This window comes from Streptomyces sp. NPDC007856, from assembly GCF_042868225.1.
Lineage (GTDB): Bacteria > Actinomycetota > Actinomycetes > Streptomycetales > Streptomycetaceae > Streptomyces.
On the sequence record NZ_JBIAEC010000001.1, the window covers coordinates 479,471 to 504,330 of the forward strand.

Annotated in this window: 24 protein-coding genes and 2 pseudogenes; 15 read left to right on the forward strand and 11 right to left on the reverse strand. The window is 70.1% G+C overall.

Annotation, left to right across the window (positions count from 1 at the left end; all coding sequences use genetic code 11):
- Window positions 1-227 precede the first annotated feature (227 nt).
- Both ACFYOH_RS02315 and ACFYOH_RS02320 read left to right on the forward strand, forming a co-directional pair.
- Complete coding sequence (locus ACFYOH_RS02315; RefSeq protein ID WP_388620184.1) at window positions 228-2,048, forward strand: phosphoenolpyruvate carboxykinase (GTP); 1,821 nt, start codon at window positions 228-230, stop codon at window positions 2,046-2,048.
- A 201-nt stretch (window positions 2,049-2,249) separates the two neighbouring features.
- Window positions 2,250-2,669 carry a sugar nucleotide-binding protein gene (locus ACFYOH_RS02320; RefSeq protein ID WP_388620187.1) on the forward strand — a complete coding sequence of 140 codons (420 nt, stop codon included), beginning with the start codon at window positions 2,250-2,252 and terminating at the stop codon, window positions 2,667-2,669.
- Between the two features lie 54 nt (window positions 2,670-2,723).
- Here the strand turns inward: ACFYOH_RS02320 and ACFYOH_RS02325 are convergent, their stop codons facing one another.
- The 5 genes from ACFYOH_RS02325 to ACFYOH_RS02345 all read right to left on the reverse strand — a co-directional run bounded on the left by ACFYOH_RS02325 (window position 2,724) and on the right by ACFYOH_RS02345 (window position 7,330).
- Window positions 2,724-3,311, reverse strand: coding sequence for a tetratricopeptide repeat protein (locus tag ACFYOH_RS02325; protein WP_388620190.1), 588 nt, complete (start codon window positions 3,309-3,311; stop codon window positions 2,724-2,726).
- A 121-nt stretch (window positions 3,312-3,432) separates the two neighbouring features.
- The gene (locus ACFYOH_RS02330) at window positions 3,433-4,728 is read right to left on the reverse strand and encodes a glycosyltransferase (RefSeq protein WP_388620192.1); all 1,296 of its coding nucleotides are present in this window, start codon (window positions 4,726-4,728) and stop codon (window positions 3,433-3,435) included.
- Window positions 4,729-4,941: 213 nt separating this feature from the next.
- Entirely contained in the window at window positions 4,942-5,202 is a 261-nt protein-coding gene (locus ACFYOH_RS02335) for a tetratricopeptide repeat protein (protein WP_388620194.1), read from the reverse strand.
- 382 nt (window positions 5,203-5,584) lie between these two features.
- Window positions 5,585-6,007, reverse strand: coding sequence for a hypothetical protein (locus ACFYOH_RS02340; RefSeq protein ID WP_388620197.1), 423 nt, complete (start codon window positions 6,005-6,007; stop codon window positions 5,585-5,587).
- A 111-nt stretch (window positions 6,008-6,118) separates the two neighbouring features.
- Window positions 6,119-7,330 (reverse strand): pyridoxal phosphate-dependent aminotransferase, encoded by a 1,212-nt coding sequence (locus tag ACFYOH_RS02345; protein WP_388620199.1) that lies wholly within the window; start codon window positions 7,328-7,330, stop codon window positions 6,119-6,121.
- 216 nt (window positions 7,331-7,546) lie between these two features.
- Here ACFYOH_RS02345 and ACFYOH_RS02350 point away from each other — a divergent pair, with 216 nt between their 5' ends.
- Both ACFYOH_RS02350 and ACFYOH_RS02355 read left to right on the forward strand, forming a co-directional pair.
- On the forward strand, window positions 7,547-8,368 hold the full coding sequence (locus ACFYOH_RS02350; protein ID WP_388620202.1) for a hypothetical protein: 822 nt from the start codon (window positions 7,547-7,549) through the stop codon (window positions 8,366-8,368).
- 202 nt (window positions 8,369-8,570) lie between these two features.
- Entirely contained in the window at window positions 8,571-9,404 is an 834-nt protein-coding gene (locus ACFYOH_RS02355; RefSeq protein WP_388620203.1) for a trypsin-like serine peptidase, read from the forward strand.
- A gap of 3 nt (window positions 9,405-9,407) precedes the next feature.
- Here ACFYOH_RS02355 and ACFYOH_RS02360 read toward each other — a convergent pair whose 3' ends face one another.
- Window positions 9,408-11,018 carry an amidohydrolase family protein gene (locus ACFYOH_RS02360; RefSeq protein ID WP_388620205.1) on the reverse strand — a complete coding sequence of 537 codons (1,611 nt, stop codon included), beginning with the start codon at window positions 11,016-11,018 and terminating at the stop codon, window positions 9,408-9,410.
- 20 nt (window positions 11,019-11,038) lie between these two features.
- A complete protein-coding gene (locus ACFYOH_RS02365; protein ID WP_388620207.1) occupies window positions 11,039-12,313 on the reverse strand; it encodes an amino acid deaminase in 1,275 nt (424 codons plus the stop codon).
- Window positions 12,314-12,473: 160 nt separating this feature from the next.
- Here ACFYOH_RS02365 and ACFYOH_RS02370 point away from each other — a divergent pair, with 160 nt between their 5' ends.
- The 5 genes from ACFYOH_RS02370 to ACFYOH_RS02390 all read left to right on the forward strand — a co-directional run bounded on the left by ACFYOH_RS02370 (window position 12,474) and on the right by ACFYOH_RS02390 (window position 16,952).
- The gene (locus ACFYOH_RS02370; RefSeq protein ID WP_388620209.1) at window positions 12,474-13,505 is read left to right on the forward strand and encodes a sugar kinase; all 1,032 of its coding nucleotides are present in this window, start codon (window positions 12,474-12,476) and stop codon (window positions 13,503-13,505) included.
- On the forward strand, window positions 13,502-14,275 hold the full coding sequence (locus ACFYOH_RS02375; protein ID WP_388620212.1) for an IclR family transcriptional regulator: 774 nt from the start codon (window positions 13,502-13,504) through the stop codon (window positions 14,273-14,275). The genes ACFYOH_RS02370 and ACFYOH_RS02375 overlap by 4 nt, the downstream gene beginning before the upstream one ends.
- Window positions 14,276-14,297: 22 nt before the next feature.
- On the forward strand, window positions 14,298-14,708 hold the full coding sequence (locus ACFYOH_RS02380) for a RidA family protein (protein WP_388620216.1): 411 nt from the start codon (window positions 14,298-14,300) through the stop codon (window positions 14,706-14,708).
- Between the two features lie 122 nt (window positions 14,709-14,830).
- Window positions 14,831-16,309: a GntP family permease gene (locus ACFYOH_RS02385; RefSeq protein ID WP_388620218.1), complete on the forward strand. Its 1,479-nt coding sequence runs from the start codon at window positions 14,831-14,833 to the stop codon at window positions 16,307-16,309.
- A 73-nt stretch (window positions 16,310-16,382) separates the two neighbouring features.
- The gene (locus tag ACFYOH_RS02390) at window positions 16,383-16,952 is read left to right on the forward strand and encodes a hypothetical protein (protein ID WP_388620221.1); all 570 of its coding nucleotides are present in this window, start codon (window positions 16,383-16,385) and stop codon (window positions 16,950-16,952) included.
- A 30-nt stretch (window positions 16,953-16,982) separates the two neighbouring features.
- On the opposite strand, the gene ACFYOH_RS02395 is transcribed toward ACFYOH_RS02390, so the two are convergent.
- A complete protein-coding gene (locus tag ACFYOH_RS02395) occupies window positions 16,983-17,186 on the reverse strand; it encodes a DUF397 domain-containing protein (RefSeq protein ID WP_388620223.1) in 204 nt (67 codons plus the stop codon).
- 2 nt (window positions 17,187-17,188) lie between these two features.
- Window positions 17,189-18,040 carry a helix-turn-helix transcriptional regulator gene (locus ACFYOH_RS02400; protein ID WP_388620226.1) on the reverse strand — a complete coding sequence of 284 codons (852 nt, stop codon included), beginning with the start codon at window positions 18,038-18,040 and terminating at the stop codon, window positions 17,189-17,191.
- A gap of 204 nt (window positions 18,041-18,244) precedes the next feature.
- On the opposite strand from ACFYOH_RS02400, the gene ACFYOH_RS02405 reads away from it, so the two are divergent.
- A complete protein-coding gene (locus ACFYOH_RS02405; protein ID WP_388620228.1) occupies window positions 18,245-18,655 on the forward strand; it encodes an ATP-binding protein in 411 nt (136 codons plus the stop codon).
- A 13-nt stretch (window positions 18,656-18,668) separates the two neighbouring features.
- Here the strand turns inward: ACFYOH_RS02405 and ACFYOH_RS02410 are convergent.
- Window positions 18,669-19,192: pseudogene (locus ACFYOH_RS02410) on the reverse strand (CatB-related O-acetyltransferase).
- Window positions 19,189-20,903: pseudogene (locus ACFYOH_RS02415) on the reverse strand (chitinase). Before ACFYOH_RS02415 ends, ACFYOH_RS02410 begins: the two co-directional pseudogenes overlap by 4 nt.
- 310 nt (window positions 20,904-21,213) lie before the next feature.
- Between ACFYOH_RS02415 and ACFYOH_RS02420 the strand changes: the two are divergent.
- Genes ACFYOH_RS02420 through ACFYOH_RS02440 form a run of 5 tightly spaced genes read left to right on the forward strand, consistent with a single transcriptional unit; the run spans window position 21,214 to window position 24,849 of the window.
- Window positions 21,214-22,095, forward strand: a complete 882-nt coding sequence (locus tag ACFYOH_RS02420; protein WP_388620231.1) for a hypothetical protein — start codon at window positions 21,214-21,216, stop codon at window positions 22,093-22,095.
- 58 nt (window positions 22,096-22,153) lie between these two features.
- Window positions 22,154-22,861 (forward strand): Flp pilus assembly protein CpaB, encoded by a 708-nt coding sequence (cpaB, locus tag ACFYOH_RS02425; protein WP_388620232.1) that lies wholly within the window; start codon window positions 22,154-22,156, stop codon window positions 22,859-22,861.
- 12 nt (window positions 22,862-22,873) lie between these two features.
- Complete coding sequence (locus ACFYOH_RS02430) at window positions 22,874-24,115, forward strand: CpaE family protein (RefSeq protein WP_388620235.1); 1,242 nt, start codon at window positions 22,874-22,876, stop codon at window positions 24,113-24,115.
- Between the two features lie 7 nt (window positions 24,116-24,122).
- The gene (locus ACFYOH_RS02435; protein ID WP_388620237.1) at window positions 24,123-24,503 is read left to right on the forward strand and encodes a TadE family protein; all 381 of its coding nucleotides are present in this window, start codon (window positions 24,123-24,125) and stop codon (window positions 24,501-24,503) included.
- 1 nt (window position 24,504) lies between these two features.
- Window positions 24,505-24,849, forward strand: a complete 345-nt coding sequence (locus ACFYOH_RS02440; RefSeq protein ID WP_388620239.1) for a TadE/TadG family type IV pilus assembly protein — start codon at window positions 24,505-24,507, stop codon at window positions 24,847-24,849.
- Window positions 24,850-24,860 lie beyond the last annotated feature (11 nt).

Here is a 24,860-nt window from a genome sequence, read left to right on the forward strand (position 1 = left end):
AACGCAAAAAGACCTTCAGGTGACACAAACCTGGACGTAAAGGGAACGCAAACAGACCTGGAAGCCGTGGTTTTCGTCACGTCGCTCACTTGTGACGCCCCCTGGACATATGCGCACTCTCGTCGGATGATCAAATGAGTGCAGTCGGCACCGGATGAGCATGCGAAGCATCCGGGTCGCAGCCCCCACGGGGCCACCAGGACAAAATCCCTCACTTAGGAGCAACCGTGGCGCGCGACAACTCGGCTTCCAGCGTTCCCACAAACCACCAGGAACTGATCTCGTGGGTCGACGAGATCGCCGAACTGACCCAGCCGGACAGCGTGGTCTGGTGCGACGGCTCCGAGGCCGAGTACGACCGGTTGTGCGAAGAACTGGTCGCCAAGGGCACCTTCAAGAAGCTCGATCCGATCAAGCGCCCCAACTCCTACTACGCGGCCTCCGACCCCACCGATGTCGCGCGGGTCGAGGACCGCACCTTCATCTGCTCCGAGAAGGAGGAGGACGCCGGCCCGACCAACCACTGGAAGGCCCCCGCCGAGATGCGGGAGATCTTCAGCGGCGAGAAAGGCCTGTTCCGCGGCTCGATGCGGGGCCGCACCATGTACGTCGTCCCGTTCTGCATGGGCCCGCTCGGCTCCCCGCTGTCCGCGATCGGCGTGGAGATCACCGACTCCGCCTACGTCGCCGTCTCGATGCGCACGATGACGCGCATGGGCCAGGCCGTCCTGGACGAACTCGGCGACGACGGTTTCTTCGTCAAGGCCGTCCACTCCCTCGGCGCCCCGCTGGAGCAGGGTCAGGACGACGTTCCGTGGCCGTGCAACTCCACCAAGTACATCTCGCACTTCCCCGAGGACCGCGAGATCTGGTCCTACGGCTCCGGCTACGGCGGCAACGCCCTGCTCGGCAAGAAATGCTACGCGCTGCGTATCGCCTCGGTCATGGCGCGTGACGAGGGCTGGCTGGCCGAGCACATGCTGATCCTCAAGCTCACCCCGCCGCAGGGCGAGTCCAAGTACGTCGCCGCCGCCTTCCCGAGCGCCTGCGGCAAGACGAACCTCGCCATGCTGGAGCCCACGATCTCCGGCTGGACCGTGGAGACCATCGGCGACGACATCGCCTGGATGCGCTTCGGCGAGGACGGCCGCCTGTACGCGATCAACCCCGAGGCCGGCTTCTTCGGCGTCGCGCCCGGCACCGGCGAGCACACCAACGCCAACGCGATGAAGACCCTGTGGGGCAACTCGGTCTTCACCAACGTCGCCCTCACCGACGACGGCGACGTGTGGTGGGAGGGCATGACCCAGGAGACCCCGGCCCACCTCACGGACTGGAAGGGCCGCGACTGGACCCCCGAGTCCGCCGAGCCCGCCGCCCACCCCAACGCCCGCTTCACCACCCCCGCCGCCCAGTGCCCGATCATCGCGCCCGAGTGGGAGGACCCCAAGGGCGTGCCGATCTCGGCGATCCTCTTCGGCGGCCGCCGCGCCTCCGCGGTGCCGCTGGTGACGGAGTCCTTCGACTGGAACCACGGCGTCTTCCTCGGCGCCAACGTGGCCTCCGAGAAGACCGCCGCCGCCGAGGGCAAGGTCGGCGAGCTGCGCCGCGACCCGTTCGCGATGCTGCCGTTCTGCGGCTACAACATGGGCGACTACATGGCCCACTGGATCGACGTGGCCAAGGACAAGGACCAGTCCAAGCTGCCGAAGATCTACTATGTCAACTGGTTCCGCAAGAACGACGAGGGCAAGTTCGTCTGGCCGGGCTTCGGCGAGAACTCCCGTGTCCTGAAGTGGATCGTGGAGCGCCTGGAGGGCAAGGCCGAGGGCGTCGAGACCCCGATCGGCGTGCTGCCGGCCAAGGGCGCGCTGGACACCAAGGGCCTGGAACTGTCCGAGTCCGACCTGGACTTCCTGCTCACGGTCGACAAGGAGATCTGGCGCGAGGAGGCCGCGCTCGTCCCCGAGCACCTCAACACCTTCGGCGACCACACCCCGAAGGAGCTGTGGGACCAGTACCACGCGCTGGTGGAGCGCCTGGGCTGAACAGCCCGTTGAAGACTCCACGGCCGGTCCGGATGCCCTGACCAGCGATCGTCACGACCGGCCGTGGTGACCACCCACCGGGGCCCCGCACAAAGGCGTGCGGGGCCCCGGCTCAGTTGTTGCGCTCCTCCAGATAGCGCGTGTGCGACTCCTGCCTGCGCGCCTCCCGGTCCCAGAGGTCCACCAGCGGGGTGCGCTACCATGCTCGAACTCGCCACCCGCCGCGAGACCTTGGACGTGGTGGCCGACCAGCACGGTCAGCCGACCTGGTCCCGGGCGCTCGCCCGGCAGTTGGCCGCCCTCGGCCGCGCGGCGCTGGCCGGACGGGCACCGGCCGGCATCTACCACGGCACGGCGGCAGGCCGCACCACATGGTGCGGCCTGGCGCGTGAGACCTTCCGGCTCAGCGGTCTCGATCCCGAGCGGATCCGCCCGGTCGGCTCGGACAAGTTCCCGCGTCCGGCCGCCCGTCCGGCCTTCGGCGTCCTCGGCCACGGCAACTGGCTGCGAGCCGGCCTGGAGCCCCTTTCCCCTTGGGACGACCAGCTGACGGCCGCCCTGAAGGGGCCCGAGTTCGCCGCACCGGCCGCCGCGGCGCGCGTCAGCGCCCGGCGCACATGACAGGCGCCCGGCGGAACCTCAGGGTCCGCCGGGCGCCTGCCGGGCGCCAGGCACTCATCGGCTCACGGCGTCCCGGAACTCTTCCGGCACTTGGGAGAGCGACTTCGGATCGGCGGCGACCGCACGACGGAACACAGCCTCGGCCTCGCCCTTGCGGTTGTTCTCCGCCAGGAGCCGACCCAGTTGCAGTTGGGTCATCGCCGCCTTTGGATCGAGGGCAGCGGCACGCCGGAGGAGGTCAATGGCCCGGTCGGGGGCACTCGTTCTCAGCATGTACGCCTCGCTGTAGAGCGCGGACATGAAGTGCGGATCGATTTCCAGCGCCTTGTCGAACTCTGCCCGGGCATTCGCCGTCCGGCCCGACTGCTGATCGACGAGCCCGAGGCCGTACCAGGCCTGTTTGTTCCTGGGGTCCAGTTCCAGAGCTTGCCGGTAGTCCTGGGTGGCCCCGGCGGAATCCTGCTGGACCTGCCGCTGGAGGCCGGACTTCAGCAGCGCATCCACCGACTTCGCGTTCCCGGTCACTGAAGCGGCCTTGGATTCAGACGGCTCGGCCGACGGGGAATGAATCGCCCAGACGGTCACCCCGGTGGCAACCATCGCCGTCGCGGCAAGCCCGGCCCACAATCTCGTACGTTTCACTTGGTCACTTTTCGTGGAAGGTGGCGGACGGATGGAGTTCCCCTGTCTCAGGTAGTCGGCACCGACGTTACGAGGCGCCCCTGACGGTGCTGCCGTACGGCAGGCGCGAGGGGCGTTCAGATCACTCGAATGCCGGGGCGGCCTGGACGAGGAGCTTTCCGCCGCATCGCGGGGCGCCGTCCTTCATCGCGATGAGGTTCGCGACCACGTACGAGATGTCGTTCTGGGAGTGCCACTCGCTCGGGAAGTAGGTGACCAGCCGCGACGACTGGAACCGGGCCTCCAGGTCCGGCACGAAGGTGCGGTACTGGTCGTCCGTGTAGTACCAGAACGAGTTCTCGTTGTAGTAGGCGACGTGCGTGGGGTCCTGGTAGGCGCCGCGGCCGTCGGCGCTGGGCGTCATGGTGAGGAGCATGCCGCCGGGCGCCAGCAGCCGGTACAGCTCGTTGATCAGCGGCACCTTCGCCGGCACGTACTCGAGGAAGTCCACCGCCCGCATCAGGCCGACGGAGCCGTCGGGCAGGTCCAGCTTCCCGGGCAGGGTCGCGACGATGTCGACCCCGTCTCCCGGCCGCTGGTCCACGCCGACGTAGCCCGGCGGTTTGCGGTGGGCCGCGCCGAGGTCCAGCGCGATCAGTCCGCGCCGATAGGTCCATGCGAGGGCGTTGGCCTCGATGTACTTGTCGTACAGGGCGACCGTCTCGCGTTGGATGTGTGCGTTGATCTCCGGGTCGCGCTGGGTGTTCTCGGGGTGGACCCGCTGGAGGTAGAGGCATTTGTTGATGTGGTGGAAGTCGCCGAGGTGGAAGAGGCGGCACATCAGGTCCTGGTCGTCCAGAACCGTGCGCTCGGCGTCGTACCCGCCGGCCTTCTCGTAGCTCTCCTTGCGGAACGCCCGCACGTGGTTGGGTGCGTACCAGATGTAGGCGACGTTGTGCGGCGTCGGCGCGAGGGAGATGACCTGCAGCAGCTTGCGGCCGTCGACTTCCACCTCCTCGTACTGCCAGCCGAACGTCTCGTCGAAACGGCTCTCGTCCCGCCCCCCGTCCTCGGCGATCTGCGCCGTGTTGCTGTAGACGAAGACAACGTCGGGGTTTTCGTCGAACGCCTTGCCGACCTCCGCCAGGCACGACTTCGCCATCAGGTCGTCGTGGTCGAGTTCCACGAGGATCTCGCCGCGCGCCAGTTCACAGGCCTTGCGCTTCGCAGCCCCTACGCCGTTCACGCCGTCCGCGATCTCGACGCGGACGCGGTCGTCGGGCCGCTCCGGCCGCCACCGGGCGCCGTTGTTGAGCAGGACGATCCACTCCCAGTCCGAACAGGTCTGTGCCTGCAGGGTTGCCAGGCACTCATCGTGGAAACGGGGCCGGTGGCTGGGGGTGAAGACGGAGAACCTCGGTGTCGCGGTCGACGTCATCTGTTGCTCCCTGCTTGGCTCGATGTCGGTGGGAGGGTTGAGGAGTCCGGAATCATCGGAATTCCGCTGGCACTTGGGAACGCAGTGAGGGATCGGCGGCGATTGCACGACGGAACTCGTCCGCGGCGTCCTTGGTACGGTGCTGCCGCGCTCGGATTCGTCCGAGGTGCAGATGTGCCGTGCCCGCCTTGGGTTTGCCGGCAATGGCACGCTTCAGGAGTTCACCGGCCTGATGGGGTCGCTCGACTCCAGCAGAAGCGCCTCGTTGAAGAGGGCCGACGTGAACTTCGGGTCGATCTTCAGGGCCTCGGCGTAGTCCGCACCGGCATTGGCCGTCCTGCCGGCCTCGTGCGCCATGACTCCCAGGTTGTACCAGGCGTACTTGTTCTGCGGGTCCAGCTCCAGGACGCGCCGGTAGGTACGGTCGGCCCCCTGGGCGTCGTGATTCTGCTGCTGTGCGATGCCGGCCTGCAACAGGATATCGGCATCCTGCAGGTTCTGGTCCGCTGATGACGGGGCCTTGGAATCCGGGGGCGCTGCCGAGTACGCATGAATGGCCCACGTTGTCACTCCGGTGGCAACTGTCGCCGCAGTGAAGAGCCCCACCAATAACTGCCCACGTTTCACTTTGTCATATCTCGTGGAATAGTGAGGGACGATGGGGTGTCGGAGTCCGAACCACCGGCATTTCCACCGACGTTACGAGGCAGTGGTGGTGCGGCCGCCCTTTGGCGGCCACTTGGGGTGTGCAGTCCACCCGAATGTACGCGTCGCGCGCACGAAGAAATGGCGCCCGGTCCGCGCGTCGCTGCGGGTGCACGCGGACCGGGGCCGTCGAGGGGATCCCGAGGAGGGATCAGTGGGCCGCGCTGAGTTCCTTCGGGTCGGCCAGTGCGGCGGTGTGCGCGTCCATGCGTTCGGCGGACAGGATCGCCGCCGCCGTATCGGCGCGGGAGGCCGCGACGACGAGGGCGCGACCGGCGAGGGTGTGGGCCCGCTCGTGCAGGGCCGCCGGCCGGGCCTCGGGCGCGGTGCCGGTTGCGCGGGCCGGCGTTCGTCCGCTCCGCAGCCGGGCCACCTGCTCGACGAGACGTTCGGCCGCCTGGTCCAGGTCGGCGGAGGGCGCGAGCGCCCGCAGCTCGTCCGTGACGGCGAGCAGGGCCGCGAGGTGGCCGGCGAGCTGGATGTCCAGCTCCTCCTCGCGCGACCGGTGGGGGAAGTCGGAGGCGGCGCCGGCCATCGTGCTGTGGACCGACTTGGTGCGGATCGGTTCGTACATGGGGATGGCCTCCTGTGCGCTGACAGGAAACCATCCTAGCTTGGATTTCGTCTAAAGTTGAGCCGTGTCACGGAATGGAGTCCGTCGGCTACGGCCGGCTGTGCCCGTCGGCTACGGCTGGCCGTATCCGTCCAGGAAGTTCCCGATCCGGGTGACCGCGTCCCGCAGGTCGCCGACCGACGGCAGGGTCACCACCCGGAAGTGGTCCGGCTCGGGCCAGTTGAAGCCCGTGCCCTGGACGACCATGATCTTCTCCTGGCGCAGCAGGTCCAGGACCATCTGCCGGTCGTCCTTGATCTTGAAGACCTGCGGGTCGAGGCGCGGGAAGAGGTACAGCGCGCCCTTGGGGCGGACGCAGCTCACGCCCGGGATCTGCGTCAGCAGCTCGTACGCCGTGTCCACCTGCTCCTTCAGCCGTCCGCCCGGCAGCACCAGGTCCTTGATCGACTGGCGTCCGCTGAGTGCGGCGACCACCCCGTGCTGCCCAGGCATGTTGGCGCACAGCCGCATGTTCGCCAGGATCGTCAGGCCCTCGATGTAGGAGTCGGCGTGGGCGCGGGGGCCGGAGATCGCCATCCAGCCGACCCGGTAGCCGGCCACCCGGTACGCCTTCGACATGCCGTTGAAGGTGAGGGTGAGCAGGTCGGGGGCGATCTTCGCGGTCGGGGTGTGCGTGGCGCCGTCGTAGAGGATCTTGTCGTAGATCTCGTCGGAACAGACCAGCAGGTTGTGCCGGCGGGCGATGTCGGTCAGGCCCTTCAGCATCGCCTCGTCGTACACCGCGCCCGTGGGGTTGTTGGGGTTGATGATGACGATGGCCTTGGTGCGGTCGGTGACCTTGCGCTCGACGTCGGCGAGGTCGGGCATCCAGTCGGACTGCTCGTCGCAGCGGTAGTGCACGGCCGTGCCGCCGGAGAGGGAGACCGCCGCCGTCCACAGCGGGTAGTCCGGGGCCGGTACGAGGACCTCGTCGCCGTCGTCGAGGAGTCCCTGCATCGCCATCACGATCAGCTCGGAGACGCCGTTGCCGATGAAGACGTGTTCTACGTCCGTCTCGATGCCGATGGTCTGGTTGTGCATGACGACGGCCCGGCGGGCGGCCAGCAGGCCCTTGGCGTCGCCGTAGCCGTGGGCCGTCGAGACGTTGCGGAGGATGTCCTCCAGGATCTCCGGCGGGCACTCGAAGCCGAAGGCGGCCGGGTTGCCGGTGTTGAGCTTGAGGATGCGGTGTCCCGCCGCCTCAAGCCGCATGGCCTCCTCGAGAACCGGGCCCCGGATCTCGTAACAGACGTTGGCGAGCTTGGTCGACTGGATCACCTGCATGTCGTGAGCTTACGGCCCGCCCACCCCTCTTGAGTCGTGTTTTCCGCCACGTGAGACACGGCGGTTTGCCCGGATATCGCCGATGGCTGTCTCAGGAGCCACTCGCGTCCCTAGAATGCGGTGCCGCTCCGCCGGGCCGGGCCGGTACGGCGGGGGCGTCAGGGGGTGGGCCCGAGCGGGTGGCTTGTGTGAACGGCGAGGCTGAGTGGGGCGGGGATGCGCGGAGAGACGGGGACGGACGGCAGACGCGGACCGGGTGGGGCCCACCAGGTACCGCCGAACGGGTACGGCACCGAGCCGGGGCAGGCGGCCCCGCCGGACGCCGGTCCCGCGCAGGCGAGCGCGCAGCTGCCGGACGCCGGTCACGCGCCGTCGGTCTCGCCGAACGTGTATCTCCCCAGGGCGGTGTCCGCTCCGGCGTACGACGAGTACGCCGACCCGGCCGCCGCCCACGGCTGGACGAGCGCCTATGACGAGACCCGCGAGCTGCCCCCACTGGCCGAGCCGACCGGGGTCGTCGAGCCGGCCGGGCCGGCCGCGGTGACCGAGTCGCCCGGCCGGTCCCGGCCGGGCGAGGGGCGGGCCGCGCGGCGGCGCGCCGAGCGGCGCACGGGCGGCCGCCGCCGGGTCGTGGCCGTCACCGGGGCGCTGGGAGTGGCCGGCGCGGTCGCGATGATCGCCGCCATGGCGGGCGGCTCGGATTCCCCCGCCTCGGACGGTCCGGCCGGCGGCAAGCCATCCGTCGGCGACTTTGCCACCGCGAGCCCCTCCGCGGACGCCGGTTCCTCGGCCGGGGCCACCCCGACGGCCGCGGACGGCTCGGCGGCGGCGTCCCGCTCGCCCGCGGCCCCGGCCCCGGCCGCGGGCGCGTCCCAGGGGAAGGGGAGCACCGGCCCGGCCACCTCGGCCCCCGCCACGCCCTTGGCGACCTCCGGTGCTTCCGAGCCCACCGCGACCACGGCCGACCCGGCCCCCTCCACCTCCGGCTTCCCCGGCGGCCGGGGCCACGGCCACGGCAACACCAAACGCCCCCACTGACCGGTGGACGCGGCTTCGTGCATGCCCAGGTGCCCGATGTGCTCGCTTCCGACGAGGACCGCGAGGTGTCCCGCAGAGGGAAACCCCTATGACCTGAGCCGCCTTCTTGTTCCCGCACCCCTCATGCGCTGAGTATGTGCATGACAAACGAAAGGGCGACCGGAGAACTCCGGTCGCCCAAGTCGTCAGAGGGGACCCCCACATGAACAAGCCTCTCCTTGCCGCACTCTCCTCCGTGGCCATGGCCGGGCTGGGCGCCACACCCGCGGTCGCCGCGCCGCACACCGCCGTCAAGCCCGCGGTGACCGTCGACTACGCCGGCACCGTCGCGCTCAGCAACTGCTCCGGCTCCGTGATCCGCTTCCCCAATTCCGCCGACAGCGACCCCGCGCTCGTGCTCACCAACGGCCACTGCCTGGAGAGCGGCTTCCCGAACCCCGGCCAGGTCATCACCGGCCAGTCCTCCAGCCGCAGCTTCGGCCTGCTGAACTCCTCCGGCAGCAGGGTCGCCACCCTCCGCGCCAACCAGGTCGTCTACTCGACCATGACGGACACGGACGTCACGATCTACCGGCTGACCACCACGTACGCGCGGATCAAGAGCGCGTACGGGATCAGCCCGCTCACCGTGAACGACACCCACCCCACCGCCGGAACCGCCATCAAGGTCGTCTCCGGGTACTGGAAGCGCACCTACAGCTGCAGCATCGACGGCTTCGTGTACCGGCTGAAGGAGGGCGACTGGACCTGGAAGGACTCGGTCCGCTACACCTCCGCCTGCAACACCATCGGCGGCACCTCGGGCTCCCCGGTGATCGACACCACCACCGGCAAGGTCGTCGCCGTGAACAACACCGGCAACGAGGACGGCGAGACCTGCACGGTGAACAACCCGTGCGAGGTGGACGAGAGCGGCAACGTCACCATCCACCAGGGCATCAACTACGCCGAGGAGACCTACCAGATCCCCGCCTGCTTCACCACGGGCAACAAGCTGGACCTGAGCGCCGCCGGCTGCGTCCTGCCCAAGCCGTAACGGTCACACGGAAGTACGGCGGACGGACCGGCCCGCGAGCACGTCCGTCCGCTTCCCGTCCTCGATGACGAACCTGCCGTCGACCAGGACGTACGGGATACCGGTCGGCAGCGTGCGGGGCTCGGCGAAGGTCGCGCCGGGCGCCACCGTCTCCGGGTCGAACAGCACCAGGTCGGCCCGGTACCCCTCGCGCACCAGCCCCCGGTCCGGCAGCCGCAGCCGGGCCGCGGGCCGGGACGTGAGATGGGCGACGCACTCCTCCAGCGACAGCATCCCCAACTCCCGTACGTAGTGGCCGAGATAGCTCGGGAAGGTGCCGTAGGCGCGCGGATGCGGCTTGTCGCCGCGCAGGATGCCGTCGGAGCCGCCGGTGTGGGTGCGGTGCCGCATGATCGTACGGACGTTGTCCTCGTGTCCGACGTGCTGGAGGATCGTCGTGCCGAGCCGGTCCTCGACCAGCAGTCGGCGGGCCGTGTCCCACGGGGCTTCGCCCCTCAGCTCGGCCGCCTCCCGGACCGTACGGCCCACCAGGTCGCCGAGCGCCGGGTCGGTGACACCGGAGATCTCGATCGTCTCCCACTCCACGGGCACGCCGTGACAGCCGTCCGAGCCGGTCACCTCCAGGCCGTGCCGGATCCGCGCCGCCGTCGCCGGGTCGGTGAGCCGCGCCAGGATCTCCTCCGGGCCGCCCTCGCTCGCCCAGCTCGGCAGGAGCGCGGCCAGGGTGGTGCAGCCGGGGGTGTAGGGATAGGTGTCGAGGGTGATGTCCGCGCCGGCGTCCAGGGCCCGGTCGAGCAGGGCCAGCAGCTCGGGCGCCCGGCCCTCGTTCACGCCGAAGTTCATCGTCGCGTGGGCCAGATGCAGCGGACACCCGGCCTGCCCGGTCAGGGCGACCATCTCGGCATAGGCCTCCAGGGCACCGGCGCCGTAGGAGCGGTGGTGCGGGCAGTAGTAGCCGCCGTACGACGCCACCACCCGGCACAGCTCCGTCAGTTCGGCGTCCGGGGCGTACATGCCGGGCGTGTACGTCAGCCCGGAGGACAGCCCGACCGCGCCCTGCTCCATCCCCTCGGCGACCGACTGCCGCATCCGGCCCAGCTCCTCGGGCGTCGCCGCGCGGTCCTCCCAGCCGACGACGAGCGCGCGGACCGTGCCCTGCGGGACGAGATAGGCGGCGTTGACGGCGATCCCGCGATCCAGTCGGTCCAGGTACTCGCCGACCGACCGCCAGTCGAAGTCGATGTCGTCGCCGTATCCGTTCCACCCGGTGATCGCCCGCCGCACCTCCTGGAGCGAGCGGTCGTCGACCGGCGCGTACGACAGCCCGTCCTGCCCGAGGACCTCCAGCGTGACCCCCTGCGCGGCCTTGGCGCTGTGGTCGGGGTCGCGCAGCAGGGCGAGGTCGGAGTGGGCGTGCATGTCGATGAAGCCGGGGGAGAGGACCAGGCCCTCCGCGTCCAGCTCCCGCATGGCGCGCGGGCGCTGGCAGCCGGCCGCGGCGGCCTCCTTGACGATCGACACGATCCGGCCGCCGTCGATCACCACATCGGCCCGGTACGACGGTTCGCCGCTGCCGTCCACGACGTCGGCGTCCCGGATGACCAGGTCCTCCATGCCAGGCCTCCTGAGATCCTCTAGAAGAACGTGCGGATGTAGTCGACCACCGTCCCGTCGGCCTCGGCCACCGGGATCAGCTGCCACTTGTCGAACGACGTGCACGGGTGCGACAGCCCGAGCCCGATCCAGTCGCCGACCTCGACGTCCACGCCCGGTTCCGTGCGCAGCCAGGCGTGCTGGTCGGACAGGCCGGTCACGGTGATCCCGGCGGCCGGGCGCTCGACACCGTTCCGGCGTACCACCTGGGCGGTGGGCAGGTCCAGGTCGTAGGCCGCGTCGCGCTTGCCCGCGTTGGCGAAGGCCTGCTCCGCGGTCGGCCGGGAGACGACCTGCGCCCACAGCCGGAACGCGGGCTCAAGGGCCCCCTCCTCCGGGACGCGGGTGAACGGGGTGAGCCTGCGGTAGTGCCCGTCGTCGTGCGAGACGTACGCCCCCGAGCGCAGCAGCTTCAGCACAGGGAGGGAGAGCTCGGGGATCTCCTCGAACACCTCGGCCACCGCGTCGAACCAGGCGCTGCCGCCCGCGCTCACCACGATCTCCGCCGCGTCCTTGAGAAGCCCGGCCCCGTCGAGGCCGGCGGCGAGCGCCACCAGCCGCCGCAGATACGCCCGCACCCGCTGCGGGTCGGCCTGCGGCACCTCGCCCTCGTAACCGGCGACGCCCACGAGCCGCAGCGTCCGCGTGCGGGCCACGGCATCGGCGACGGTCCGGGCCTCGGCTTCCGTCCGCACGCCGGTCCGCGCGCCGTCGCCGGCGCCCAGCTCGACCACGACGTCCACGGGCAAGGGGCAGCCCTTGAGCGCGGAGTCCATCAACTCGACGCCGCCCACGGAGTCGACGTAGCAGACGAACCGGAAGTCCGGGTCGGCGGCGAGTTCGGAGGCGATCCACCGCAGCGCCGAGGCGTCGACCAGCTCATTGGCGAGGAACACCCGCTGGATGCCGAACTTTCGGGCGACCCGCACCTGGTGGGGCACCGCCAGCGTGATGCCCCAGGCGCCGTGCTCGATCTGACGGTGGAAGAGCTGCGGGGCCATGGAGGTCTTGCCGTGCGGGGCGAAGGCGAGGCCGTGCCGGGCGGCGTACGTCTCCATGAGCGCGAGGTTGTGTTCCAGGCGCTCGGCGGAAAGCGCGAGCACGGGCGTGGTGAAGCCGTCGGCCTCGGCGAAGAGGTTGCGGCGCTGGGCGGCCAGCTCGCCGACGGTGAGGCCGTCGGCGTCCGGCGGGAGGCCCTTGAAGCGGTGGTCGACGCGTTCCTCGGCCAGCCGGGCGAGCGCTTCGCTGCTGCTCATGGAGCCCCTCTCTGGACTGTTGCACTCTCTGCAACGGTCATTGCACGGATTGCTGAATGGTGTCTAGCATCTCGCCGACACCGGGTCAACGAAACCGTGACCCGGACATCGGACAGGAGTCATCATCAACGACGCTGCTTACGGCGTGAAGGGTGCGGCCATGGAGGCTGTGGACGTGGTCGCGCTCGGCGAGTCCATGGTCACCTTCCTGCCCGCCCGGCCGGGCCGCCTCGCGGACGTGCCCTCCTTCGACCGCGCGATCGGCGGCGCCGAGTCCAACGTGGCCTGCGTACTGGCCGCCGCCGGGCACAGCGCGCGGTGGGTGAGCCGCGTGGGCGCGGACGGGTTCGGGCAGCACCTGGTGGAGCGGATCGCCGGGTACGGCGTCGACGTCTCGTCCGTGTCCCGGGACCCGGCCCGCCCGACCGGCGTCTACTTCCGCACCGCCGGCGACCGGGGAACGGGCGCGCACGAGGTCGCCTACTACCGGGCGGGTTCGGCGGCGTCGGCGATGTCGGTGGCCAACGTGGATCCGGCGGCGGTGCGGGCGGGGCGCGTGCTGCACCTGTCGGGCATCACGGCGGCACTGTCCCAGGAGTGCGGAGCCTTGCTGCGGACGCTGACGGCTGCCCGCCCGGCGCGCCCGTTGCTGTCCTTCGACGTGAACCACCGTCCGGCCCTCTGGCGGAGCCCCGAGGGGCCGCGCGTGCTGCTCGACCTGGCCCGCCGGGCGGACATCGTCTTCGTCGGCGAGGACGAGGCGGAGCAGGCCTGGGGCATCACCGGCGGGCCGGAGGCGATCCGATCGGCGCTTCCGGAGCCGGGGGTGCTGGTGGTGAAGCAGGGCGAGAGGGGCGCGACGGCGTTCGAACGGTGCCGGCCCACCGCGACCCCGGCCACCTTCGAACCCGCCCTCGACGTGGACGTCGTGGCGACCACCGGCGCCGGAGACGCCTTCGCCGCCGGCTTCCTCTCCGGCACCCTCCGCGACCTCCCCCTCGGGACCCGCCTCCGGCTCGGCCACCTCTTCGCCGCCGCGGCCCTCACCGCCCCCGGCGACCTGGCCACACCCCCCGCCCGGGACCACGCCGACCGGCTGACGGCCCTGGATGCCACCGCATGGGGGAGACTTCGACTCGCCCCCGGCTGGACGCAGGCCGAGCGGGCAACGGAGGAGGCGAACACCCCATGAGTCAGACCGTAGACCGCGCCCTGAGCATCCTGCCGCTCCTCGCCGAGGGCCCGGCGGACCTCGGCCAGGTCGCCGACCGCCTGGGCGTGCACAAATCCACGGCCCTCCGCCTCCTGCGCACCCTGCACGAGCACGGCCTGGTCTACCGCCAGTCCGACCAGCGCTACCGCCTCGGCGCCCGCCTCTTCGCCCTCGCCCAGGAGGCGATGGAGAACCTCGACATCCGCGAGATCGCCCACCCCCACCTCGTACGCCTCAACGAGGCCTGCGGGCACACCGTGCACCTCGCCGTGTACGAGGAGGGCGAGGTCCTCTACATCGACAAGGTGGACAGCCGCTACCCGGTCCGCATGTACTCGCGGATCGGCAAGCCCGTCGCCATCACCGTCGCGGCCGTGGCCAAGCTCCTCCTCGCCGACCTGCCCGAACCCGAGCGGCGCGCCCTCGCGGACCGGCTCGAATACCCCCTGTACACGACCCGTTCGACCCCCAACGCCCCCGCGTTCCTGCGGGAGTTGGAGAAGGTCCGCGAACAGGGCTGGGCCACCGACCTCGGTGGCCACGAGGAGTCCATCAACTGCGTCGCCGCCCCCGTCCGCGGCGCCGACGGCCGCGTGGTCGCCGCGATGTCGGTGTCCGCGCCGAACGTGGTCGTCACCGCCGAGGAACTCCTCACCCTGCTCCCGCAGGTCCGCCGTACCGCGGACGCGATCAGCGGCGAGTACTCCGGAAGAACGCCGGTGTCGGACCCTACGAAGGACCCCGCATGACCGAGACGAAGGACCCCACCGTATGACCGACAAGATCGCCCTGACCCCGAAGACCCACACCACCCCGCCCGCCAAGTTCTCCCACGGCGTGAGGAAGGGCAACATCCTGCAGGTCGCCGGCCAGGTCGGCTTTCTGCCCGCCGAGGAGGGCAGGCCCCCGACGCCGGCCGGTCCCACCCTGCGCGAGCAGACCCTCCAGACCCTCGCCAACGTCAGGGCGATCCTCGAAGAGGGCGGCGCGAGCTGGGACGACGTGATGATGATCCGCGTCTACCTCACCGACGTGGACCACTTCGCCGAGATGAACGAGATCTACAACGCGTACTTCGAGGAGCAGGGCCTCACCCAGCCGCCCGCCGCCCGGACCACGGTCTACGTCGGTCTCCCGGCCGGCCTCCTCATCGAGATCGACGCGCTCGCCGTACTCGGCTGAGCATCTGACGGTCCCTCACCACCCGCACGCCCCTTCACGGTGCGGCGGCCCCCACCCCCGGGCCGCCGCACCGCGATCCCCCCTGCCCGAAAGCACAATGCATTTACGAAGAGGACCCCCGAATGTCCTTCCTGCTCGCCGCAACCGCCCCCACCGCCCCACCACCCCACACCGGAGGCCTGCTCCTCCTCATCGACGGCACGCCCGGCCTCCTCACGGTCGCGGCCCTCGGCATAGCCCTCCTGCTGTTCCTGATCATCAAGGTCCGACTGCAGCCCTTCGTGGCCCTCCTGGCCGTCTCCATAGCCGTGGGCCTGCTGGCCGGCCTGTCGGTCACCGAACTCTTCGGCACGGTCCAGCGCTCCGACGCCGTCTCCACCATCGAGTCCGGCATGGGCGGCATCCTCGGCCACGTCGCGATCATCATCGGCCTCGGTACGATGCTCGGCGCGATCCTGGAGGTCAGCGGCGGAGCGGAGGTGCTCGCGGCCCGCCTGCTGGCCCTCTTCGGCGAGCGCCGAGCCCCCCTGGCGATGGGCCTGACGGGCCTGATCTTCGGCATCCCGGTCTTCTTCGACGTGGGCATCTTCGTCCTTGCCCCGCTCGTCTACGCGGCGGCGAAGCGCGGTGGCAAGTCGATCCTGCTCTACTGCCTCCCCCTGCTGGCCGGCCTCTCGATGACCCACGCCTTCCTGCCCCCGCATCCCGGCCCGGTCGCCGCCGCGGGCCTCCTCCACGTCCAGCTCGGCTGGATCATCCTCATGGGCATCGTCTGCGGCATCCCGGCCGTACTGGCCGCCTGGGCGTACTCCGCCTGGATCGGCAAGCGGATCTTCGTCGCCGTACCGCAGGACATGGTCGAGGCGGCGGAGGAGGCGAAGCGGGCGGTCGTGGCCGAACAGCGGGCCCAGGGCGTGGCACCCCAGGAGCGTCCGGTCCCGCTCGCCACGGTCCTGGCCATCATCGGCACACCCCTGATCCTGATCCTCGCGGCCACCTTCTCCTCGATCGCCCTGGATCCGTCCCCCACCCGCTCGGTGCTGGAGTTCTTCGGCAGCCCGTTCGTGGCCCTGACGCTGGCGCTCCTCCTCGCGTACTACTTGCTGGGCCTGCGCCGGGGCTGGTCCCGCAGGTCCCTGGAAACGGTGTCCACTTCCTCGCTGAAGCCGGTCGGCAACATCCTGCTGGTCGTCGGCGCGGGCGGGATCTTCGGCGCCGTACTGAAGGCGAGCGGCGTGGCCCAGGCCCTGTCGGACACCTTCCACGGCGTGGGCCTGCCGGTGATCCTGCTGTCCTACCTGATCTCGCTGGTCCTGAGGGTGGCCCAGGGCTCGGCGACGGTGGCGATCGTGACGACGGCGGGCATCGTGGCGCCCCTGCTCTCCGAGGGCCACCACTCCCAGCCCTTCGTGGCCCTGGTCATCATGGCCATCTCGGCCGGCTCCATCTTCGCCTCGCACGTCAACGACGGCGGCTTCTGGATGGTGGCCAAGTACTTCGGCATCAGCGAACGGGACACGCTGCGCACCTGGACGGTTCTGGAGTCGGTGCTGTCGGTGGCGGGGTTCGCGGTGGCGGCGGTGGTGAGTGTGTTCGCGTGAACGTGACGTGAGTGAAACCGGGGATGGGCGGGCTGACTGGTTCCGGCACAGGGAAGTCGTCCATACTGCCGCCGTGGAGCAGCGCATAGGAGCGAGCAGCAAGCCGTCCGAGGCCGAGCCGTTGAAGGCCGAGCCAGTGATGGGCGCCGGTTTCGACCCGGCGTTCATCCCCGGAATCACGGTCCCGGCACCGGCGAATTCCGACGAACCGGAGCCGCAGGACGCGGAGGTGAAGGCGGAGCCGGCAGAGCCGGAGGACTCCAGGGCGCCGGAGGCGACCGAGGGGACCTCGCAGTCCGGGGACGACGAAGGCGTGGACGAGGACGGTCCGGTCGACGGCCCGGTCGACGGCCCGGTCTTCGAGGCCTCCGACCGCCGGGCGAAGATCGTGGCCGACCGCAAGGGCGTCCGCCTCCGCCTGGACGAGGAGGCCTGCGAGTTCCGCTGGGACGAGATCGCGGCGGTCGAGACGGAGACCCCCCGCTTCGGCAAGCGCTACACGATCACCGTCCACACCCCGGACCGCCGCTGGTACCCGATCGAGATCGAGGCGACGACGAAGTCCCGCTTCAAGGAGTGGGACGAGCAGCTGGACGCGGTGCTGGACGCGTACTTCGAGGACGCCGAGGACTCCTCCGAGTGACCGAAGTGGGTCAGGATCCGGTGGACCAGGTCAGAGAGGCCTGGTGGGAGGAGTCCCCTTCAGGGCGTTGACGAAGGGGACGAAGGCGGCGGCCTGGAAGGTGAGGGTGGCTCGGGCCGGGGTCTTGGAGTCGCGGATGGCTATGTGGGTGCGGCGATTGGCGACTTCCACGCAGGCGTCGCCCTGGCCGCCGCCCGAGAAGGAGGACTTCTGCCAGATGTCGGGGGTCAGCATGCTCACAGCTCCTTCGCCAGCCGGTGAATGAAGTCACGCGAACCACTTGGGTCCAGTGAGACAGCCTCCACCCTACGGAAGAGCGTTCGATAGCGGTTGAGCTGAGCCTCGGCATCGATGTAGACGGGGCCGTTCGGGCCGTCGCGAACAACGGTGTCCAGCTTGGGAACAGGACCTCCCGCATACACCATGGCGCTTCCGGCGCCGCCGAAATCGTCCAGATCGAAGGGGATGACCCGCATGGTGACGTGCTCGGCTTCGGAGAGCTCCAAGAGGCGGTTGAGCTGACCGCGAGCTGCGAGCCGGTCACCGACCCTGATGCGCAGTGCGGCCTCGTGGATCACCGCCTCGTACGGGACTGGGCCCGGGCGCTCGATGATGATCCTGCGCTGCATCCGGTGCTCCACCCACAGGTCCACATCGCTGCTCGGGAACTCGGGGTTCACGTAGGTGAAGAGGCCGCGAGCGTACTCGGCGGTCTGGAGGAGGCCTGGGACGTGCAGGAACTCCACGTCCCATCGGTAGGCGGCGTGGTGCTCCAGCTCGGGAAGGTCCAGGAAAGCCGTGGGCAGGTGGCCTCGGTACTTCTCCCACCAGCCTTGAGTCCGGTCGGATGCGACTGCTACGAGCGCCTCGATCAATCCTGCGTCGTCGCAGGCATAGTTGGCGGCCATACGCCGCAGACGTCGCTCACTCACTCCTGAGGTACCGGCCTCGATCTGACTGATCTGAACGGAGTTCACACCGAGCATCGCGGCCGCCTCACGGGAGCTGAGACCTGCTGCCTCACGAAGCCGGCGCAGTTCCACGGCCAGCCGCATCTGCCGCGCTGTGGGTTCGCGCTTGGCCCTCATCGGCCGCTCCTTTCTCAACGCGCCTGGCTGTGCGACTCGTTCGGGGCCAGATTACGGGATCGGCTTGCTCGCCCTTAATTCTAAGGTCTACCGTCGGTCACGTAGCGCACACACAGCGGAAGCGCACCGCTCCGTCCTGCCATGGCGGCTGCGGCAATGCCACCGCGCGCGAACTCCCCACTCACCGACTGGAGTCGATGACGCATGCCCGAAAACGAGACCTGGGACTACACGCTCTACATCCCGAACGACCTCAGAGCCGTGACCGTCTGCCGTCGCACCCTGCGCCTGATCCTGACCCTGCACGGTCTGATCGGCCTGGTGGACACGGCGGAGCTGCTGGCGGCAGAGCTGGTCTCGAACTCCGTACGCCACACGAAGGGACCGGCCGCGCTCAGGGTCCGCCGAACCCCGCAGGGCACGGTGTGGATCGGGGCGTGGGACAGCGACCCCGCGCCACCGGATCCGCCGCGCCCACTGGAGCAGGTGGCGGAGCTGGAGGACGGACGCGGGCTGGGCCTGGTGAAGGCGTGTGCGGAGTACTGGGGGTGGCAGCCGACGGCAAGGTTCGGAGACCGGGGCAAGTACGTGTGGTGTGAGTTGGGGGCCGCGTGACGGGTAGGTGAGGTCACGCGCGCGGGATGTCCCGGGCGGCCGCCTCCAGTTCGGTGATGGTGCCCGACATGATCGTCCGTACGTGCTCGGTGATGCTCCGCCGGCCAGTCCCACCAGGCCACCGCCAGAAGGCGGGCGATGTCCTGGTCGTCGTAGCGGGTGCGGATGAGGCGGGCCGGGTTGCCGCCGACGATGCCGTAGTCGGGGACGTCGCCGGCGACCACCGCGCCGGTGGCGATGATCGCGCCGTGTCCGATCCGTACGCCGGGCATCACCGTGGTGCCGTGGCCGAACCAGACGTCGTTGCCGACGACGGTGTCCCCGCGGGCGGTGGTTGGCGCCGTTCATGATGAACCGCACCCCCGTGCCCAGCGCGCAGAACTTGCCGATGACCAGCTTCTCCGGCCCGTAGTGGTAGAGCACGTTGCGCGTCTCGAACGCGGTCGGGTCGTCCGGGTCGTCGTAGAGGACCGTCGGGGCGAGGACGCCCGGGTCGCCGAGGGCCCGGGCGTCGCCGCCAGGCGGAACTCGCGTCACGGCAGCGCGTGCACATGCGCCCCCACCGCGTTCGACCAGGCGTTCCCCGCCGACGCGTCCCAGTTCGTCGACCAGGTCATCGCGCCCCGCAGGTCGGGGTAGGTCCTGGACGGCTTGAAGGTGCCGCAGTTGGTGCCGGCCGTCAGGCAGTCCAGGGCGTTGTCGACCACCGTGGGGGACACATAACCGCTGCCCGCCGCGCTGGTCGAGGCCGGGAGGCCGAGGCCCACCTGGGACGGGGCGAGCCCGCCCTGGAGTTGGATGCAGGCGAGGGCGGTGAGGAAGTCCACCGAGCCCTGGCTGTAGACCTTGCCGTCGCAGCCCAGCATGGAACCGCTGTTGTAGTACTGCATGTTGACGACCGTGAGAATGTCCTTCACGTTCAGGGCCGTCTGGAAGTAGGCGTTCGACGTCGACTGCATGTCGATCGTCTGCGGGGCCATCGTGATGACCAGCGACGAGCCGGCCTTCGCGGACAGGGCGCGGAGCGCCTGGGTCATGTACGTCGCGTCGAGGCCGTTCTCCAGGTCGATGTCCACGCCGTCGAAGCCGTACGTCTGCATGAGGGAGTAGACGGAGTTCGCGAAGTTCGTCGCCGACGTGGAGTCGCTGATCGACACCGTGCCGTTCTGGCCGCCGATCGAGATGACGACCTTCTTGCCGGCCGCCTGCTTGGCTTTGATGTCCGCCTTGAACTGGTCCACCGTGTAGCCGCCCAGGCCGGACGAGTCCAGGTTGAAGGTCACGGCACCCGGCGTGGACGTCGCGTCCGCGAAGGCCACCGCGATGATGTCGTACGAGGACGGGACGTCCGACAGCTTCTGGACCGTCGCGCCGTTGTTGAAGTTCTGCCAGTAGCCGGTCACCGCGTGCTTGGGCAGGGAGCCACCGCCGCTGCCGCCGGAGGCCGTCGTGCCCGTCACCGACGCCGACTTGGCCGACTCGCCCGCCGCGTTCGTCGCCGTCACCTGGAAGGTGTACGACGTGGCGGCGGCCAGTCCGGTCACGGTCGCCGACGTTCCCGTCACCGCCGTCACCTTCGTGCCGTCGCGGTAGACGCTGTAGCCCGTCGCGCCCGAGACCGGGGACCAGGACAGCGAGACGGAGGAGGATGTCGTACCGGAGACCGTCACGCCGGTGGGAGCCGCCGGGACCGTCGGGGCCGGGTCGCCGCCTCCGCCGCCGTCGGGGCCGTAGACCGAGACGTCGTCGGCGTAGTAGGCCGCCTGGCCGTACCAGCCGTGCGGTAGACCGTGACCGAGGTCGTCGACGCGCCGGTGGTGAAGGTCGTGGACAGCTGTTTCCAGGCCGACGTGTCCGGCGTCCATGTGGACACGTCCGTCGTGCCCGTGCCCGTCACGCCCAGGAAGGAGTAGCCGCCCTGGACCCATGCGCTGAGCGTGTACGTCGAGTCGGGCTTGACCGCGACCGTCTGGGTGCACTGGGCGTCGTCCTGGCCCACCGGGGTCGCCTTCAGCGCGGAGGAGCCGGAGTGCACCGGGGAGGAGACGGTGGTGCCGCTGCCGGCCGTGCACGTCCAGTCGGTCAGGCCCGACTCGAAGCCGGCGTTCTTGACGTTGTTCACGTCCGCCGCGGAGGCCGGGCCCGCGGCCGCGGTGAGGCCCGCCACGGAGAGGGCGAGGGCCGTGGCGGCGGACCACAGGGTGATTCGCCGTCCGCGGGGTCTGGGTATGCCTGGTGCATGGTCCACTGGGGCCTCCGGTGGGGAAGTGGGGTCGGAGAAGAGGGAGCCTCGGCGAAGAGGGGGACGGAGAGATGCGGTCGCCGCCGTCGGGCATACAAGTTGGTCCAGACCAATCGGGGTGTCAAGAGGTCCAGGCCGGATCGGCTTCCGGATCGAAGCTCAAGCTGTCCGGATTTGGCGGGAGTTGTGACCAGAGAGTTCCACGCGGGCTTCACAAACGCTGTTCTCCGGTCATACGGCCGTGGATACAGTGCTCACATAGTCACGCAGTGAAGTCGTCCCGGCGTACGGGAGTTACCTCCGTGGGTCGGCGGATGTGAAGAGCGGGGAGCTGCGCGTGCCAACTGCCATTGCCGTGACCAGTGCCGACCTGGCACTGCCGGCGCAGGACGAACGGACCATGCCGGCCGTCGTGCTCGGCGGCCTCGACCAGCGGCCCCTGGAGCACGCGCTCACCGAACTCCACACCCTGACCGAGCAGTACGGATATGTGGTCGTCGTCTGCTCGGCGGCCACCCCCGAGCCCGTCGTACGACGGCTGCACACCCTGCGCTCACTGCTGGAGAGCGATCGCATCGCCCTCTTCCGGCCGGAGCTGCCCCCGCTCGGCATCGCCGTGCTCGCCCGGCAGCTCCGGCAGCTCGCCTCCTGCGATCTGAGCCCGGGCGTGCTCGCCTCCGCCGGCCGGCTGCTCACCCACTACATCCACGCCGGGGCCGTGCTCGGCTCGGTCGCCAAGCTGGACCGGGTGCCGGTCGGGCTGAAGGCGCACGCCAAGTCCTGGGTGCCCGGCAGCCAGTTCGCCGTGCTCGCGCATCCCGAGCCCCAGCTCGTGCGCATCGGGCCCGGGGCCACGCTCAAGGGGCCCGAGTTCAACACCTGGATGCTCGTCGCCAAGGGACAGACGCAGGGTGACTGGGTCGCCGGGCTCGCGGGGCAGTGGAGCGTGCACGGGCTGCGTGAGGTCCCGCTGCCAGCCGAGTCCCCGGTGTGGTGGGGGACCGGCCGCATGACCGAGTTCTGCAGCTACCTCGCCGATCTGGCCGTTCTCTACCAACTGGTCACCTCGGTACGGCAGACCGCCTGTCACTGGTGCGGACTGGACGTCATCGGCGACCGCTGTGTCTTCTGCTCCGCCACCCCGCCCACCCACGAACCCGCCGCGCCCCGCGCCCTGGAACAGCGCACGCCCGCCTGACCCGCCCCGTACGTCCCCAGTCCGCTCGACCGATTCCCCCAATGAGGTTGCACGGTTCATGAACTCCCGTCAGCGCCGCGGCGTGATACTCCTGATCCTGTCGGTCCTGTGCGCTCTCGGCGCGTTCGCCGGCGTGCTCTCCGTCGTCCACGACGTCGATTCCAAGGTCGGACCGGAGGTCACCGCCTACCGGGTGCGGTCCGATGTGAAGCCGTACACCACCCTGGGCGCGGATCAGTTCGAGAAGATCGAGATGCCCAAGCGGTGGCTGTCGGACAACGCGGTCACGGATCTGCGGCAGATCCAGGGCAAGATCGCGGTCACCACCCTGCGCAAGGGCTCCCTGCTCCAGACCGACATGGTCGTCGACCAGCCCGCCCTCCAGCCCGGACAGCAGGAGGTCGCCATCATGATCGACGCGGCGACCGGCGTGGCGGGGAAGATCACCCCCGGATCGCACGTCAACGTGTACGCCACCTTCTCCGGAAAGAAGGAAGGCGACCCGGACCAGTCGAAGATCATCGTCACCGACGCCCGGGTCCTCGACGTCGGCCAGATCACCGCCCTCGACCCGGACCAGAGCAAGAACCAGCAGCAGCCCAGCGAGGCCGTCCCCATCACCTTCGCGCTGTCCACCCTCGACGCCCAGCGCATCACCTACGCCGAGTCCTTCGCCCAGCGCGTCCGGCTCGCGCTGGTGGCGCCCGGCAGCGAGACCAGCGTCCCGGACAAGGACCGCACCTACGAACTCGCGACGGACAAGTGAGAGGCGGCCCGCATGCCTACCAGGATCCTCCCGGCGGGAGCCGACCCGGACGCCGTACGCTCCCTGACCACCCTGCTCAGCCAGCTCCCCGACGCCGAACCGCAGCCGCCGGTCGGTGACTCCACCCAGCTCGTCGACACCCTCGCCCGGCTCGCCGCCGAGTCCGTGGACGAACTCCCGGAAGTCGTCGTCGTGCACGAGCGGATCGGCCCGGTACCGGCCCTGGAGCTGATCCGCGAGGTCGCGCTCCGCTTCCCCGCCGTCGGCGTCATCCTCGTCACCACCGATGCCGGCCCCGGTCTGTTCTCCGCCGCCATGGACTCCGGCGCCCGCGGCCTGGTCGCGCTCCCGCTGTCGTACGAGGAACTCGCCAGCCGGGTCCAGGCCGTCGCCCAGTGGTCGACCGGGGTACGGCGCCATCTCGGCCACGGCGCCTCCGATGCGCTCGGCGGGGTCGGCGGCACGGTCGTCACGGTCAGCGGCGCGAAGGGGGGAGCCGGGGCGACGCTGGCGGCCATTCAGCTCGCCCTCGCCGCGCAGGCCTCCGGGCGGGCGACGGCTCTGGTCGACCTGGATCTGCAGACCGGGGACATCGCCTCCTACCTGGACATCCAGTTCCGACGGTCCGTGGTCGACCTCGCCGCCATCACCGACATCTCGCCCCGCGTCCTCGCCGACGCGGTCTTCCGCCACGACACCGGGCTCGCCCTGCTCCTCGCGCCCGGCGAGGGCGAACGCGGCGAGGAGGTCACCGACCGCGCCGCCCGTCAGATCGTCAGCGCCCTGCGCTCCCGCTACGAGGTGGTCGTCGTCGACTGCGGCGCCCAGTTGAGCGGGGCCGGTGCTGCGGTGGTGGAGATGGCCGACATCGCGCTGCTGGTCACCACCCCGGACGTCATCGCCGTCCGCGCCGCCAAGCGGACCGTACGGATGTGGGACCGGCTGCAGATCCGCAAGGCCGAGGAGACGACGGTGGTCGTCAACCGGCACACGCGCAGTACGGAGATCCAGCCCGCGCTCGTGCAGCGGATCACCGGAACCGCGCTGGCGCGTACGGCGATTCCCGCCAACTTCAAGGAACTTCAGGCCGTTGTGGATGCCGGCCGGGTCCATGAGCTCGACAGCAGGAGCACGGTGAAGCAGGCGCTGTGGGGGCTCGCGGGGGAGCTGGGGCTGGTGCGGGCGGCCGAGGGAGCCGCGGGCCATCGGGGGAGCGGGCGTGGTCCGGGCGGGTTCCGGCGGCGGAAGGAGTGAGTGCTCCATGAGGAGGCCGGGTGGGGATCGGGGGCAGGTCAGTATCGAGTTCCTGGGGATGACGCCGCTGATCGTCCTGACGTTGGTGCTCGTGTGGCAGGCCGTGCTGGTGGGGTACGCCTTCACACTCGCGGGGAATGCTGCGGACGAGGGGGTGCGGGCGGGGACGGCGGCGCCTCGGGGGGAGCGGTACGGGGTGTGCCGACAGGCGGCGCTGAAGCATCTGTCGGGGGCGTGGCGAGGGGGAGCGAGCGTGGACGAGTGCGGGGGGACCGGCTATGTGACCGCGAAGGTCGGCATCAAAGTCCCCGTCCTCTTCCCCGGTTCCATCGACTTCCCCGTCACGGTGTACGGCCACGCCGGCGCCGTCGAGGAGGTGAAGCACTGAGATGCCGCACCGCCGTGGACGCGACCGGGGCCAGGTCGCCATCGAGTACCTCGGGTTCGTTCCCGTACTGCTGCTCGTCGGGCTGGCCGGCATCCAGATCGGCGCCGTCGCCTACGCCGCCGAGCAGGCCGGTACGGCGGCCCGGGCGGGGGCGCGGGCGGCGTCCCTCCAGCAGTCGTACGCACAAGCATGCGCGGACGCCGTGAGCAGTGGGATCTCCGTGACCTGCGCACCCGGCCCCGGAGGCGCCGGCTCCGTGACCGTCATCGCCAAGGTGAGGATCCCGAAGGTCATCTGGGACTTCGGCTATGCCACCAAGTCCGCCACCATGCCGCTCGACCACTAAGCGAGGAGGTG